We start from the raw sequence: 15,171 nt of genomic DNA, 5'->3' as shown, positions 1-15,171 counted from the left end.
ATAAAAATTGTTCATGTATATAAAAATTTTTAATAGTCTAACTAAAACCAGCTAAAAAGCATAAGCTTAACTTATCTATATGGTCTGTACTTATTTCATTACTAATCGAGACAAAAAACTAGTAACAAAGTCCGATTTTTCTCGTAGTATCAGAATTGAAGCAAATATAAAAAAACGGCTATTCCTTTAGGAGCAGCCGCATGGTTTGCTTGAGGATAACTTATACTGCCGTTTGCAAAAAAGAGAGGATTTACAAAATGCCAACATTCAAAGTCACACTCAAGAGCGAAGCCGAAGGTTTAGACCAAACTATCGACTGTGATGACGATACTTATATTTTAGACGCAGCTGAAGAAGCTGGGTTGGACTTACCTTACTCTTGCCGTGCTGGTGCTTGTTCCACCTGCGCTGGTAAGATTACCTCCGGTTCGGTAGATCAGTCCGATCAGTCTTTCTTGGACGATGATCAGATGGAAGGTGGATATGTATTGACTTGCGTCGCTTACCCAACTTCTGACTGCACCATCGAAACCCATAAAGAAGAAGAACTTTACTAAAAACAAAGACAACTCACAGCCGTAAATGCAAGAGTTACCTTTGTAGTTAAATACTTCTTTAAAAGCAGCACTGTATCGGGAAATGTTCCCATTCGCAGTGACTGCTTTTTTATTTGGGAATTGGGAATAGGTAATCGGTAATCGGTAATTGGTAAGAGTTAGTAGCGAGTAGCAAGTAAGTTCTTCTCACCTTGTCTCCCCATCTCCCCATCTCCCCATTCCCTATTTCTTGCCAACCTTCACGGCATCACTGAGCATCTGAATCTGAGTACCGGGATAGTAAAATTTAAGGATTTCTCCATTTTTCCAACCTAAATTAGCTAGATTCATCGCGCCAATTTGACTCAAACCTACTCCATGCCCTAATCCACCACCAACAAATTCGTATCCCCAAATTCCGGGTTTTCCTTTGTTGAGTGCTTTTAGATAAAATAAGGTGCTTCTGGGTGCAAAGAAGGCGCTACGAACTTCGTCTTTATATAGATGGAAAGTGCCGATATCTGTTTTAACGGCTAGTTTAAGGATTCTTCCGCCTTTACTGCGTTCGACTACTTGAATATCTTTGACAGTTTTGAATTTAGCAAAGGGACTGTTTTTAACTTTTAAAAATTTCTGCAATCCCTTGGTGATATTATCTAAACTGCTTTCTCTACGCCACCGAAACCATTCTTGCTCGCTTTCGTTAAATCCTTTATTCAAGCTCATAAACAAACGAAAATTCTTTTCATCCGCTAAGCTTTGTTGAGATAAATTCCAAAATTCCTTCGGCGTATCTACTACTGGTTTCAAATAAGGGCGGTTTTCCCCATTCCAGACGCTGGTGAAAGAGGCGGTAACACCACCTGTTGTTGAAGAGTACAGCGCGTCTACCAACATATCTTTATAGGTTAATACCATACCCCTGGTTGCGGCGATCGCCCGATCTGTTTTTTCTGTAGCTCCTTGGACTCCGTAATAAACTTGACAGTGAGTATCGGCACATAATTCATAATCATCCACCTCAAATCTACGTAAATTTCTCAGAGCGTAAGTACGAGCAATAATCGTCTGCGCTTCCATCGCTGCTTTGGGAGCGTTCGCACCAATTTCATAAGGCACTACTCCACGTAAATATGTTTCTAATGGTACATCATTCACCAAGGAATAAGTCCCGTAAGCATTGGGCTGTAATTGCAGCCTGCCAGCATAAACACGTTTGGATTTGGATTCTCCGCTTTTATTATTTACCTTAATTAAATTTTTATCACTACTAATTTTTAAATAGTTTCGATTGTAGCGATATCCATTTATTACCCAACTTGCTTGGGGTACTCGCCGTAAAACTTTACTATCGACAAATGCTGTTTTTTTACCAGACTCTTTGACGCTTTTTAATAACAAGCGTCGCAATAAAGGTGTATTATAAACCTCTCTTTTAGCCCACACCTGCCAGCGTTCGGGTTGAGCAATTTCTACTTCTATCCCTTTCTTACGCCACATTTCGGCGCTGTGTTCCGCAGTTTCAAAAGTACGGTATGTTCCTAAAACCAGCCGTTCATCAAGTACAGGCTGCTCTAAAGGCTGCATCGCCGTCTGTATCTTTACAGGCTGGGTAGTCACCACGGTTTGGGGCCTTTTATCCGAATTAAAAGTTAACTTTAATTTATCGCCTTCGGTAGGTTCGAGGATCAACTCATCATCGGGTAGGGACGCAAATCGCTGCACAATCCCAATTTTAAGTTCAACATCAGAAACCTTCGTGGCAGGAACCGATGCCCCTGTAAGTCCTAATAAACACGAAGCTGTCAGTATGGTACAAGATAAACGCTCTAAGGAAATTTTCATAGAAATTCAAAACTAGGGGTGCCCGCTCGCGATATAAAAGGTTGTTTCAAAAAAGCAGACGCTGCTTATTACTATTAGTGTATAAAATGCCTAACGATACCATTAGCAATTTTTAACAAATAATCTAGTTGCAAAACAAAGTCGTAATGAGTATGATTAATTAAGAACATAAAACAACATAAATTATGGAGGCGGCGATTACATAAAGTAGAGCTGCGCTTAACGCGATTATGAAAATTGAAGAAATCCCGCTAAATCAAATAATACGACCACTTAAGAGTCAAAATGACCAAGAGAAAGTAGAAGCTTTGATGAAGTCGATCGCAGAAATTGGGCTGCAAGAGCCGATAGATTTATTAGAAGTAGATGGGCAATATTACGGTTTTTCCGGTTGTCATCGCTTCGAGGCTTGTCAGCGTTTGGGTAAAGAAACGATAAAAGCCAGGGTACGCAAAGCGCCCAGAAGTGTTTTGAAAATGCATTTAGCTTAGGCGCGTAGTTAGTAGTTAGTTGATAGTTGTTAGCTTTATTTTAGTCGTACTTTTAAATTGTATTTTCATCGCGACTTTGGGTTCTACTGCAAAGCTTTAAGATTGTGACATACTCCACACACTCCCTTTCAGGTGAGTGCGGGCTTCTCAATGACTCTTCTTTGAAGACATTAATTGAGCTTTAAGACCATGTGTCCCACGGTTCTTTATATTTATTGCCGCATTTAAATCCCTGCATAAACCTGTATGGCAGACAGGGCAATTATGCATTCTTTGAGATAGTGGCTTTTTGACTTTATGCCCACAATTAGAACAGTCTTGGCTTGTGCCGTTTGGATTTACTGCTATTACTTTCAAACCAGCATTTTCGGCTTTGTTTGAAAGAATATTTCTAAATTGTCCCCAACCAGCATCGTTAATACTTTTAGACAAATGTGTTCTAGCAAGTCCTTTGATATTCAACTTTTCAACAGCAACTACATCATATTTATCAAGCAATGTTTTAACTGTTTTAAAGTGAAAGTCTTTTCTAGTATCCGCAACTTTTTTATGTTGGATAGCTAGTTTCTGAATTGCTTTCCTTCTACGATTAGAACCTTTTTTACGTCTTGAAACTTTACGTTGTGCAGCCTTTAATTTCCTTTCTGCTTTGCGTAAGTATTTTGGTGCAGTAATTCTAGTGCCGTCAGAAGCAACATAAAAATCAATTAAACCAATATCGATACCAACAATATTATCAGCGTTAAAATCTGGTTTAATTGTCGGAACTGTTTTGTCATCAAGACTTAGAGTTACATAATAACCATCTGCTTTTCTAGTGACAGAAACAGTTTTAATATCAAAACCATCCGGTATTTGACGATGAACAATAACTTTTACATCACCTATTTTGGACAAGGTAATTTTATTATTGTTAAATTTATGCTTCTTGAATTGCGGATAAGTAAAAGTTTTGTATTGCCCCTTAGCTTTGAATCTAGGTTTACCACTACGTTTCCCATTGCAATCACCTTTCAACCAACGGTCAAAAGTTATTTCAACTTTAGAGGGTACTTCTTGCAATACTTGAGAATGAATATTTTTGTACCAAGGTCGTTCTACTTTTAACCGGGTTAAAGATGCTTTTTGATTGTAGTAATTTGGTTGTTCCTTTAAATCCGGTAAGTGACAAATTAAACCACATCTATCAATAGCACAACGATTCATCTCGTACCAATCAAACCTTTGAGAAAGTAAATGATTATATTGACAACGCAACATATCTAAAGTGTTATCTATTTTTTCTATTTGCTCTTTATTGGGCTTAATTTTGTATTGGTACGAGATTCGCATTTATTTAACCTCCCTGCTTTAATCAGTGTTACTCTTTTAGTATACACCAATTAAGAGCAATATTACATAAATACTATGAAAAATGATTTTGTATCAAAAGGACGTTCAGTCAGTGACTTGAAAGCTCATCTTGTCTTAACTACAAAATACAGAAAAAAAGCGTTCACAAGCAAAATGCTAGAACGCCTACACATTATTTTTGAAGAACTACTTATAAAGTGGGATTGTAAATTAGTCGAGTTTAACGGTGAAGACAATCATATACATTTACTTTTTCAATATCACCCAGATTTAGCATTAAGTAAGCTTGTAAATAATTTAAAATCTGTGTCATCTAGAAAATTACGTCAAGAATTTACTGAACATCTAGAAAGCTTTTATAGTAAAGATGTTTTTTGGAATGGTTCATATTTTGTAGCTAGCTGTGGAGGTGTAACAGTGTCAACCTTGAGAAAGTATATTGAGAATCAAGAAAACCCTGAAGATTAATATATTGCTTGTTTCCTCCATGTTCCCCTCCCTCGCTTTCAGCCTTGGTCAGGGAACTGTCGTCATCTCGCTCGCATTCATCCCACGCTCCTAAGAGAGTGAGACGTGGGATGAATGCTGTTTCAGCTAAAAGCTTCAAGTTCTTAGAATTGCTATCTCCCTGCGGGAGACGCGCTCGCCGCACGCTCCGCGTGAACGCTAACGTTCCTCGCAATGACAATATAGAATTAATTTTGCCTAAGTACTTATAGAGAACAGAAACAATATAAAATCTGATCAATCAACCCCATCGCTGATTCCCTATAAAATAGAAAGCTGTATATTAATCTATAAAACTAAGCGTGCTAACGAACGAGCTACCAACAATCAATATCCTCAAGCAACCCACCAACCCAGCTTGGGTAGAATTAGCAATATCTAACCTAGATGCAATATTACTCGATCATTCCCAATGCGAGCGTAAAGCAGCTGCCTCTGCAATCAACTTTATGTTTCGCTACCCTTCCAATGCCAAAATGGTCAAGGAGTTAACTAAAATTGCCAAAGAAGAATTAGAACACTTCGAGCAAGTTAACCAGTGGTTAGAAAAGCGGAATATTCCTTTACGTCCAGTTACTCCGCCCCCTTACGGTGCAAAATTGAAAGCTCAAATTCGTCCCAACGAACCTAATCGATTTTTGGATTCTCTACTTATTAGTGCATTAATAGAAGCTCGCAGTCACGAACGCTTGGGATTATTAGCCGCACATTGTCCCGAACCAGAATTAGCCAAATTTTATCAAGGCTTAATGGCATCAGAAGCACGTCATTATGGCATTTATTGGGTACTTGCAGACACTTATTTCGACCGCGAAATTGTCATGCAGAGATTAGATGAATTATCAATCGCCGAAAGTGAAATACTTGCAACCCTTTATTATGAGCCAAGGATTCACAGTTAATTGGGAATCGGTAATTGGTAATTATTAACTCCTAGCTCCCAACTCCTAACTCCTAACTCTTATGGTTAGTCTTTATTTTCGAGATTTTTTGATTCGTCAATGGAAGCCGAGCGATCGCCATTATGCGGCTGAAGTTATTCGTTCTGTATTGTCGGAGTACGGTTTGGGTTGGGAACCAGATGGTGCAGATAAGGATGTATTACAAGTTGAGAATTATTACTTAGATAAAGGTGGTGAGTTTTGGGTAATAGAATACTTTAGTGAAGTGGTAGGTACGGGGGCTTACTATCCTATCGAACGCGGCAAAGATGCTGTAGAGATACGCAAAATGTATTTATTACCCAAAGCTAGAGGTTTTGGATTGGGTAAATTTTTGTTACAACAGTTGGAAGCAGAAATAAGCTCCCGTGATTTCAAACAAATTTGGATTGAAACTGCCAGCGTTTTGCACGAAGCCGTCAAACTCTATGAAAGCAATGATTATATACCTGCAACAGGTGTAGAAACAGAACGCTGCGACCGAGTTTACTTTAAGGAGTTAGGAGTTATAAATTAAAAATTATTTCTACCCCCTCTTCCCCCTCTTCCCCCTCTTGCCAATGCCCAATGCCCCATGCCCCATCGCCAAAATATAAATATGCAACTTTGGAAAAGTTTAGTTAATCTTTTTTTACAATCAAATTGTCCTTTATGTCAGCGCCCTGCTTCGGAAGAATTTTGTGAATATTGTCATAAACAGTTACAAAAGTGTCGTTTAACTGGCTCCAATAACAGTAAAAATAATTTATCATCTCCACCAGTAATTGCTTGGGGTGCTTATGGGGGAGCTATCAAACGGGCGATCGCCACAATGAAATACAATAATCATCCAGAAATTGCTCGTCCCTTGGGTGAATGGTTGGGAGAAGTATGGCTGCAAGAATACGGTAGCAAAGGTTCTTTTATGGTAGTTCCGATTCCGATGCATCCGGAGAAGCAAAAAGAAAGGGGTTTTAATCAAGCAGAGTTGATTGCAAAAAGCTTCTGTGAAACAACTGGGCTAAAATTAAAAGTAAACGGATTACAAAGAGTCAAAGCCACTGAAGCGCTATTTGGATTATCGCCAATCGAGCGCAAAGAAACTTTAACTCAAGCTTTTGATATAGGCAAAGATTTTCGCAAGCCTCCAAATGTGCCTGTAATTTTAATTGACGATATCTATACAACGGGTACTACAGTTAATTCTGCGGTAGAAATATTAAGTAAATCTGGAATTACCGTTTCCGGAGTTGCAGCAGTTGCCGTTCCACACAGAGGCAAACTATACAAAGAATTCATAGGCAAGGTCGGCTAATAAAAATTATAATTAACCAAAACTAAGATTATTTTACTGGAAAACTACATACAATCATGAGTAAGTCTAAAGCGCTGGGTTTAGGACGGTGTGGGTTAATTCCTGCTACATTGCTAGCATTTGGTATGAGTACGACAACAGCTTTTGCTCAGGCAAATAAACAAGCAAATAAATTTTATAATCCCATACCTTTACCCAGCACTTACGAAGTTTCCGATGCACTCTCCGATAGTGATATTCCTACGGGGCAAGGTGGCTTTGCTCGTGACTATATGGTGAAGTTAGCCAAAGGCGATAATTTAGCGATCGATCTCTCTTCAGATAGCTTTGACAGCATCATTACGCTGCTCGCTCCCGACGGTTCAACAATAGCAGAAAATGATGACGGCCCCGACGGTAGCAGTAATTCTCTCCTCTTCACCCGCGTTACCAAAGCCGGAACTTACATTGTTAGGGTTCGCTCTTTCGGAGAAACTGGAATCGGCAGCTTTAAATTGAAAGTAACCCGATTGAAGCCAGTCAAGTAGTTAAAAGTTAGGAGTTAGGAATTAGGAGTTAGGAGTTAAGAGTTAAAAAAAATTATTAAATGTTCACTGGTAACTGCTCACTGCTCACTGTTCACTGCATCGTCATCGCGCAAAGAAAAAGTGCTTCAGTCCATTCTACAACTGCACCGTAAGTGTCCCCGGTATGACCACCTAATTTATAGTTAAACCAAGCACCTGTAAGAAAAGCAATTGCAATTCCCGTAATTATCATGCTTATTGCTGCTAGTAAATTATTTTGATTAAACTGACCAAATATCAGCTTTACAGAACTTAAACTTAATAGCAGTAAAACAGAAGGTAAAACATCTTTATAAGAACGAATGGCTTGCTTGTGAAATGCACCCTTACCAGTTGGTTTGAGATAGTCATATCTTTGTATTGCTAATATCTGTCCCCAACGTCCCCATGCACAAGCTGCAATTATTATTAACAAACGATTTTCTTGTATTTCTGATAAAGCTACCGTTTTGAGTAAGACTATAACAACCGCCACCATTGCTCCAAAGGCTCCTGTAGCGCTATCAGTCATTACTTCCAAGCGCCGCTCTTTATCCGTTACTGCTAACCCATCGGCAGTATCCATTGCTCCATCTAAATGCAGTCCTCCCGTAATTGCAATCCAGCTTGCTACTACCAATGCACTGCGAGTTAATACTGACATTCCTAAAAAATTGGCTACAATATCAAATAATCCTAAGATTCCTCCAATTATTATCCCGATCGCAGTCGCAAAACGTGCTACCATGCCGAACTCCAATCGCTCGATATAAGGCAACGGAATAGACGTATAAAATATAATACTTGCAACTAAATTTAAAAGTTGAGTTTTCCACCACGGATACTGAGAATTCATACTTGTCAAAATAATTACTTAAGTAGAACAAAAACAATGGCACTTACGATTACCGCACAAATAACAGTATCAAATCTTAAAACTTGAAATAAGATTTACTTGTATGAGAAACTGAGTCAAAAAATTTGTTATGCTTATCTAAGTAGGAAAAAATAAGTTAGTAATATTTGTCACAGTTCAATGAAGCATAAAAGGTTGCATTTTAATCGATGGTAGTGTTTTTTGTAGTTTGAAAAAAAAAGCTCATAATTAATGTCAGTGAGTTTAAGTAATTGCCCCGCCATATTTGATATTTATATTTGTACATTACAGGGGAGGGCATAGATTACCGCTGATTGATTGGTTATGCAGGCTATAACGTTGTACTTCACCTTTGCTCAAAAAGCTATTTGATTATGAATCACCATCTACCCGAAACCAAAATACCAGCTCCATGTATCGTCAATACAGGTGTCATCGTAAATAAACTTGATATGCGACGATTGCTGGGGGATTTAGGTCGTGTCCGCTATGCCTACACCCAAGATGGTGAGGTTTGCGCTTCGGGTGAAGGGGATGTAATGGAAGTTTTTGCAAATCCCCGACGCTCCACATTAGTCGCAAATAACGCTCTTTATTTAAACGTTTATAGTTTTGATTGCTTAGAACTTACTCAGTCATCCGAAAAGGAAGCCTGTTTTGATTTAGTTCAAGAAGGGATGCGCTTGCGGTTGACTCCCCTTTCTACTCCAATGCAGGAACGGCAGGAACGTTGTTGGAATACTAATGCCATCGAAGCAATGATGGAGCAGGTATTATCGGCTAAATGGGATGCTGAAATTGATGATGATAGTTCAGATATGTTCTAAATTTGGTTTAATAAGTTAGATCGTTAACAGAACAGTCTCGGTTTTCTTAATTTTGAGCGCAAATTTTTCATTTCAATGTCTTGCTAAATGTAGCAACAGTTCAGCGCGTGCTGGGATATTTTCTACGCCTCATGGTGTGGTAGAAACGCCGCGCTTTATGCCGGTAGGAACGCTGGCAAACGTTAAAACCATTACTCCAGCCCAGTTAAAGGAAACTGGAGCGCAGATGGTACTGTCAAATACTTATCATCTCCATTTACAACCGGGCGAGGCGATTGTAGCAGGAGCAGGTGGACTGCATAAGTTTATGGGTTGGGACAAACCCATGCTTACCGATTCCGGTGGGTTTCAGGTTTTTAGTTTGAGCGAGATGCGTAAAATTACTGAAGAAGGAGTAAGTTTTCGCTCGCCCCACGATGGAAGAATTATAAATTTAACGCCAGAAAAATCCATAGAAATTCAAAATATTTTGGGTGCGGATGTGATTATGGCATTTGATGAATGTCCCCCTGCAACAGCCAATCGCACGGAAGTAGAAGCTGCAACGGAACGTACTTACCGTTGGTTGTTGAGATGTGTTGAAGCGCATAATCGTAGCGAACAAGCGTTGTTTGGAATAGTACAGGGGGGTATCTATGCCGATTTACGTTCCAAAGCCGCAAATGCTTTAACTGAATTGGATTTACCGGGATATGCCATTGGTGGTGTCAGCGTCGGGGAAGAGCCAGAATTAATTCACGAAATTGTTCGACAAACAGCACCTTTATTACCCGCTCACAAGCCGCGTTACTTGATGGGAGTAGGTACCCATCAAGAAATGGTAGTGGCGATCGCCTCTGGTGTGGATTTATTTGATTGCGTGATTCCAACTCGCTGGGCTAGACACGGTACTGCTGTGGTTAAAGGGGAAAGATGGAACGTTAAAAATGCAAAGTTTCGTGAAGATTTTACTCCCCTTGATGAAACTTGCCCTTGTTACACTTGCCAAAACTTTACTCGCGCTTATCTATCGCATCTGATACGAGCGCAAGAGATTTTGGCTTATACCTTATTAAGTATTCACAATATTACCGAGTTAATTAGGTTTACCCAGAAGATTCGGGAAAGTATATTGAACGATACTTTTACTACAGAATTTGGGCATTGGTTGAAACAGTGAGCAGTTACTAATTACCAATAATTCACACAAACTTTAATTTTGATTCGGTTTTAGGGAACCATAAATTCAGTACAGGGAAGATTAACTACTTTTGTTGGAGACGGTACGGTTTAGTTCATTAACCTACTATTCCACCAAAGTTTTCAGCAACGTTTACTTCTAATCTAATGAAGCGGATATTTGCTGATGATTTGGCATTTGTATATTTTCTCTAACCCAAGACTCGAATTAAAAGTAATGCAAAAAGTTTTACATAAGAAGATAAATCGATTTAACTCGAAGCACAAAATACTTATAGCATCATTAGTGATTCCGGCAATTCACTTGTGTTTGTGCAAGATATGTTTATTGCTGTCTTTCCAAAATGGTTCATCAGCAATTTGGCTTTCCGCAGGACTTTATTTAGCTAGTTTTTTACTATTAGGATATCGGATATTACCAGCTTTGTTCGTAGGTGCATTAATTGCTAATAGCGTATTTTTTTATAAAGATGATTTTGTCACAAGTAGTCTTATAGCTATCTGCAATGTTGCCGATCCGTTCATCGCTAGTATTTTAATAAAACGCTTTATTAAAAATAAAAAAATCCTCAATTACTCTCAGAATATTTTTAAGTTTTTTATCTTAATTATTCCTACTCCAATAGTAATTACTACTCTTGCAGTTGCAACTTTGTGTATGCGCGGTATAGTGCCTTGGACTATTTATAAAGAAGTATGGCAAGGTTGGTTTACATCAGTTATTGCTGGCATCTTGATTGTGACACCGGGAATGCTGGAATGGTTTCAAAGAACAGAACAGCGAGAACCATTGAAAAGAGAAAAAATTAGCGAATTAGGATTGCTAATAATATCATTTATTTTCATTAGTTGGATAGCCTTTGGGCAAGGTTATCCTTTAGAATACATGATGATACCACTATTAATTTGGTCGGCTTTTCGCTTTGGAGAACGAGAGTCAACAATACTTGTTGTAATTGTTTCAGGAATTGCAGTTTTTGGTACTGTTCGCGGTTTTGGTTCGTTTGCAAAATTAGGTTCGGTAAATCAATCGTTATTACTGTTACAATCGTTTATTTGCGTGATTGCAGTAACTACTTATGTACTTTGCGCTGTAATTAACGAGAATCGACAAGCGCAAATAAAGCTGAAAAAAGCCAACGAAGAATTAGAATTTAGAGTAGAAGAACGTACTTTTCAGTTGGGAGAAGCATTAACGGTAGCTGATAAAGCAAAAATTTCTGCTGATAATGCAAATAAAGCGAAAAGCGAATTTCTTGCCAATATGAGCCATGAATTAAGAACTCCACTTAACGGTATTCTTGGTTATGCTCAAATTCTCAAACGTTCGGAAACGATGACGGATAAGGGAAGCAAGGGAGTTGATATTATTCATCAGTGTGCTTCTCATCTATTGACTTTAATTAATGACGTTTTAGATTTATCCAAAATAGAGGCTCGCAAAATGGAACTTTATCCAGTGAAGTTTCATTTTCCATCTTTTTTACAAGGAGTTGTTGAAATCTGTCGTATTCGTGCCGAACAAAAAGGTATTTCGTTTATTTATCAACCCGACTCGGAATTACCAATAGGTGTAAAAGCAGATGAGAAAAGATTGCGTCAAGTTTTAATTAATTTGTTGGGTAATGCTATCAAGTTTACCGATAAAGGTAGCGTGACTTTAAAAGTTTATATCATAAGTAAAGATCAAACCCAAAATCACCAAGTTCGTTTTGAAATTGTAGATACGGGGATGGGAATGTCTCCCGAACAATTAAATAAGATTTTTCAACCTTTCGAGCAGGTAGGAGATGTGAAAAAACAGGCTGAAGGTACTGGATTAGGATTAGCAATCAGCTTAAAAATTATCTCTTTGATGAATAGCGAAATTCAGGTAGAAAGCGAGATTGAGAAAGGTAGTAATTTTTGGTTTGAATTAGATTTACCTTACTATGACGATTGGGCAGAATTTTCTACTATCGCGCATGGTAAAATCATTGGATATCAAGGAAGAAAACAAAAAATCTTAGTTGTTGATGATAAATGGGAAAATCGTTCGGTTGTTGAGAATTTACTCAAACCGATTGGTTTTGAAGTTAATGAAGCAAGTAATGGTAAAGAAGGTTTAGATAAAGCGAAAGAATGGCAACCAGATGTTATAATAACCGATTTAGTAATGCCGGAAATGGATGGTTTTGAGTTAATTAGTAATTTGCGAGACTCGATTCTAGAAGATATAGTAATTATTGCTTCTTCTGCAAGCGTATTTGAAGCAGAGCAACAGAAAAGTTTAGATATTGGTGCGAATAGTTTTTTACCCAAACCAGTGCAGGTAGAAAGTTTATTAGAATTACTTGGCAGACATTTACAACTTGAATGGGTTTACGAAGACAACCAAGCATCAAGCGCAAAACCTCAAAAATCAATTAATACATCATCAGAAATTATTCCACCATCAGATGAAATATTGCGTCATCTGCATTCAGTAGCGAAAAAAGGCGATGTTTACGCAATTATCGACGAAGCGAACAAATTAAAAGATGTTGACGGTAATATCACACCCTTTGCTCAAAAAATAATTCACTTAGCAGAGAATTTTCAACTCAAACCCCTGCGACAGCTTATTAAAGAATACCTGAATTAATTTTAATATTTTAATATTTGAAAATTAAATTATGTCTACTTTTACTCAAAAATCCGGCTTTATTCTCCTTGTTGACGATAACCCTACTAACCTTGCGGTATTAGCTCAAACTTTAAAAAATGCCGGATTATCTATCCGGATTGAAACCGATGGTGAAAGCGCTATAGAACAACTTGAATATGAAACCGAGCAACCAGAATTAATTTTACTAGACGTACAAATGCCCGGTATCGATGGTTTTGAAACCTGTCGTCGCATCAAAGCAAATCCGCAAACTCAGGAAATTCCAGTTATTTTTATGACTGCTTTATCAGATACAGATTCTAAAGTGAAAGGATTATCTTTAGGGGCTGTTGACTACATCACCAAACCCTTTGAAGGAGAAGAAGTTTTAGCAAGGGTGCGAGTACATTTACAATTGCGACATTTAACCAAAAAACTGGAAAATTGGAACGAGCAATTAGAAAAAAATGTAGCAGAAAGAACCGCCGCATTGCAACAAACACAAGTGCAATTAGTACAACAAGAAAAATTCGCCACAATCGGACAATTAGTAGCAGGAGTTGCTCACGAAATCAATAACCCTATCGGCTGCATCTCTAGCAATATTACTCCAGCTTACGAATATTTAGGAGACATTACGCAAATCATTCATCTTTATCAACAGCACTACCCGCAACCAGTCACAGAAATCGCAGAAGCCTTAGAAGACTTAGATATTGAGTTTGCATTAAAAGATTTTCCCAACTTACTCGAATCGATGAAAGTAAGCTCTCAACGAATCCAAGATATTTCGGTGTCGATGCGAAATTTTTCTAGAAACGATACCAATAAATTTGTTAGCAGCGACATCCATTCCGGAATGGATAGCACATTAATGATTTTACGTCATCGCCTCAAAGCAGTAGGCTCTCGTGCAGAAATTGAAATAATCAAACAATACGGTAATCTGCCAGAAATCCAGTGCTACCCCGGCTTACTCAATCAAGTATTTACCAATTTACTTGCAAATGCCATCGATGCCTTAGAAGATGTACCTGCACCAAATATCCATATTTTTACAGAAAAAAATATTTCCGATAAACTAATTATTCGTATTGCTGACAACGGTATAGGGATGAGTGAAGAAGTACAGCAAAAATTATTTGAGCCATTATTTACTACTAAACCCCTCGGTAAAGGTACCGGATTAGGAATGGCGATCGCCAAACAGATTATTGAAGAAACTCACCAAGGAAAAATCAGCGTATCATCAGTTAGCGGCAAAGGAACCGAATTTACAATTGAAATTCCTCTTTTAGCTTAAAATTTCTGCCCTTATTTGTACTACAAATTATTTATCGAGCTTTCAGCTTTTAGCTTTGAGCTACGAGCGGGTTTAAATCCCCATCCAATTGCCAACAGAAACGCTGATAGCTAAGAGCTAAGAGCTAATAGCTTTTATTACTTATTTTTCTCGACATACTTCCCATACCCCAATCGTGTTAAGATATTGCTCAAATATGAAAACTATGTTGGATACTTGGATTTAAACAAACATGGAAGTAACACTATTATTAGCGAAATTGCCGGAAGCTTATCAAGTTTTTGACCCCTTGGTAGATGTTCTCCCAATCATTCCCGTTTTCTTCTTGTTACTAGCTTTTGTTTGGCAAGCTGCTGTAGGTTTCAAGTAAGTTAATCGACAATCATCTTTTTAGACAGGTATACAAAGCCTGTCTTATTTTTTTGCCAAATATTATTTACTAAATTTGATATTTCTTAACTTTTTGTAATAAATTGGATAATAGATATAGTATTTATTGGCAGGGTAATATTTAACCAGGATTAACTATGGGCAACATCAATTTTGTTAAAGAAAATAAAGAAGTAATCGCAGCTGATGGTGCGAATTTGCGATTGAAAGCCATGCAAAACAATATTGATATCTATAAAGTATGGGGCAAAATGATGAACTGTGGAGGTGCTGGGCAGTGTGGAACCTGTATTGTAGAGATAACAGAAGGAATGGAAAATCTCTCACCTCGCACGAATGCAGAAACCAAAATGTTGAAGAAAAAGCCCGATAATTATCGTCTTGCCTGTCAAACTTTAGTTAATGGTTCTGTAAGTGTAGCAACTAAGCCTTGAGAATTATATCTTAGTAGCAGTCT

The 15,171-nt window shown here is 38.0% G+C and carries 16 protein-coding genes; 13 read left to right on the top strand and 3 right to left on the bottom strand.

Annotated features, from left to right (window positions below; translation table 11 throughout):
- The first annotated feature begins 257 nt into the window (after nucleotides 1-257).
- Nucleotides 258-557 (top strand): ferredoxin, encoded by a 300-nt coding sequence (locus ACM03V_RS19755; RefSeq protein WP_414622505.1) that lies wholly within the window; start codon nucleotides 258-260, stop codon nucleotides 555-557.
- 222 nt (nucleotides 558-779) lie between these two features.
- Here ACM03V_RS19755 and ACM03V_RS19750 read toward each other — a convergent pair whose 3' ends face one another.
- Entirely contained in the window at nucleotides 780-2,381 is a 1,602-nt protein-coding gene (locus ACM03V_RS19750; protein WP_414622504.1) for a SpoIID/LytB domain-containing protein, read from the bottom strand.
- A gap of 230 nt (nucleotides 2,382-2,611) precedes the next feature.
- Here ACM03V_RS19750 and ACM03V_RS19745 point away from each other — a divergent pair, with 230 nt between their 5' ends.
- A complete protein-coding gene (locus ACM03V_RS19745) occupies nucleotides 2,612-2,872 on the top strand; it encodes a ParB N-terminal domain-containing protein (RefSeq protein ID WP_414622503.1) in 261 nt (86 codons plus the stop codon).
- A 147-nt stretch (nucleotides 2,873-3,019) separates the two neighbouring features.
- Here ACM03V_RS19745 and ACM03V_RS19740 read toward each other — a convergent pair whose 3' ends face one another.
- A complete protein-coding gene (locus ACM03V_RS19740; protein ID WP_414622502.1) occupies nucleotides 3,020-4,204 on the bottom strand; it encodes an RNA-guided endonuclease InsQ/TnpB family protein in 1,185 nt (394 codons plus the stop codon).
- A 75-nt stretch (nucleotides 4,205-4,279) separates the two neighbouring features.
- On the opposite strand from ACM03V_RS19740, the gene tnpA reads away from it, so the two are divergent.
- The 5 genes from tnpA (at nucleotide 4,280) to ACM03V_RS19715 (ending at nucleotide 7,494) form a co-directional block, all read left to right on the top strand.
- Complete coding sequence (tnpA, locus tag ACM03V_RS19735) at nucleotides 4,280-4,693, top strand: IS200/IS605 family transposase (protein WP_414622501.1); 414 nt, start codon at nucleotides 4,280-4,282, stop codon at nucleotides 4,691-4,693.
- A gap of 341 nt (nucleotides 4,694-5,034) precedes the next feature.
- On the top strand, nucleotides 5,035-5,634 hold the full coding sequence (locus ACM03V_RS19730; protein ID WP_414622500.1) for a tRNA-(ms[2]io[6]A)-hydroxylase: 600 nt from the start codon (nucleotides 5,035-5,037) through the stop codon (nucleotides 5,632-5,634).
- Between the two features lie 61 nt (nucleotides 5,635-5,695).
- Nucleotides 5,696-6,190 (top strand): GNAT family N-acetyltransferase, encoded by a 495-nt coding sequence (locus tag ACM03V_RS19725; RefSeq protein WP_414622499.1) that lies wholly within the window; start codon nucleotides 5,696-5,698, stop codon nucleotides 6,188-6,190.
- An 81-nt stretch (nucleotides 6,191-6,271) separates the two neighbouring features.
- Nucleotides 6,272-6,967, top strand: a complete 696-nt coding sequence (locus tag ACM03V_RS19720; RefSeq protein ID WP_414622498.1) for a ComF family protein — start codon at nucleotides 6,272-6,274, stop codon at nucleotides 6,965-6,967.
- 56 nt (nucleotides 6,968-7,023) lie between these two features.
- A complete protein-coding gene (locus ACM03V_RS19715; protein ID WP_414622497.1) occupies nucleotides 7,024-7,494 on the top strand; it encodes a PPC domain-containing protein in 471 nt (156 codons plus the stop codon).
- 91 nt (nucleotides 7,495-7,585) lie between these two features.
- Here ACM03V_RS19715 and cobS read toward each other — a convergent pair whose 3' ends face one another.
- Nucleotides 7,586-8,368: an adenosylcobinamide-GDP ribazoletransferase gene (gene cobS, locus ACM03V_RS19710; RefSeq protein WP_414622496.1), complete on the bottom strand. Its 783-nt coding sequence runs from the start codon at nucleotides 8,366-8,368 to the stop codon at nucleotides 7,586-7,588.
- Between the two features lie 395 nt (nucleotides 8,369-8,763).
- Between cobS and ACM03V_RS19705 the strand changes: the two genes are divergently transcribed.
- The 6 genes from ACM03V_RS19705 (at nucleotide 8,764) to ACM03V_RS19680 (ending at nucleotide 15,148) form a co-directional block, all read left to right on the top strand.
- A complete protein-coding gene (locus tag ACM03V_RS19705; protein ID WP_414622495.1) occupies nucleotides 8,764-9,216 on the top strand; it encodes a hypothetical protein in 453 nt (150 codons plus the stop codon).
- Between the two features lie 52 nt (nucleotides 9,217-9,268).
- Nucleotides 9,269-10,375, top strand: coding sequence for a tRNA guanosine(34) transglycosylase Tgt (tgt, locus tag ACM03V_RS19700; RefSeq protein ID WP_414622494.1), 1,107 nt, complete (start codon nucleotides 9,269-9,271; stop codon nucleotides 10,373-10,375).
- A 237-nt stretch (nucleotides 10,376-10,612) separates the two neighbouring features.
- A complete protein-coding gene (locus ACM03V_RS19695; protein ID WP_414622493.1) occupies nucleotides 10,613-13,018 on the top strand; it encodes an MASE1 domain-containing protein in 2,406 nt (801 codons plus the stop codon).
- Between the two features lie 31 nt (nucleotides 13,019-13,049).
- Nucleotides 13,050-14,324: a sensor histidine kinase gene (locus ACM03V_RS19690; RefSeq protein ID WP_414622492.1), complete on the top strand. Its 1,275-nt coding sequence runs from the start codon at nucleotides 13,050-13,052 to the stop codon at nucleotides 14,322-14,324.
- A gap of 232 nt (nucleotides 14,325-14,556) precedes the next feature.
- Nucleotides 14,557-14,694 carry a photosystem II reaction center protein K gene (locus tag ACM03V_RS19685; RefSeq protein WP_414622491.1) on the top strand — a complete coding sequence of 46 codons (138 nt, stop codon included), beginning with the start codon at nucleotides 14,557-14,559 and terminating at the stop codon, nucleotides 14,692-14,694.
- A gap of 157 nt (nucleotides 14,695-14,851) precedes the next feature.
- The gene (locus tag ACM03V_RS19680; RefSeq protein WP_414622490.1) at nucleotides 14,852-15,148 is read left to right on the top strand and encodes a 2Fe-2S iron-sulfur cluster-binding protein; all 297 of its coding nucleotides are present in this window, start codon (nucleotides 14,852-14,854) and stop codon (nucleotides 15,146-15,148) included.
- Nucleotides 15,149-15,171: the final 23 nt, after the last annotated feature.

It is taken from the genome of Calothrix sp. CCY 0018, from assembly GCF_963920925.1.
Classification (GTDB): Bacteria; Cyanobacteriota; Cyanobacteriia; order Cyanobacteriales; family Nostocaceae; genus Rivularia.
Note: the sequence above shows the minus strand (reverse complement) of the source record. Positions and strands in the feature narration are given on the sequence as shown.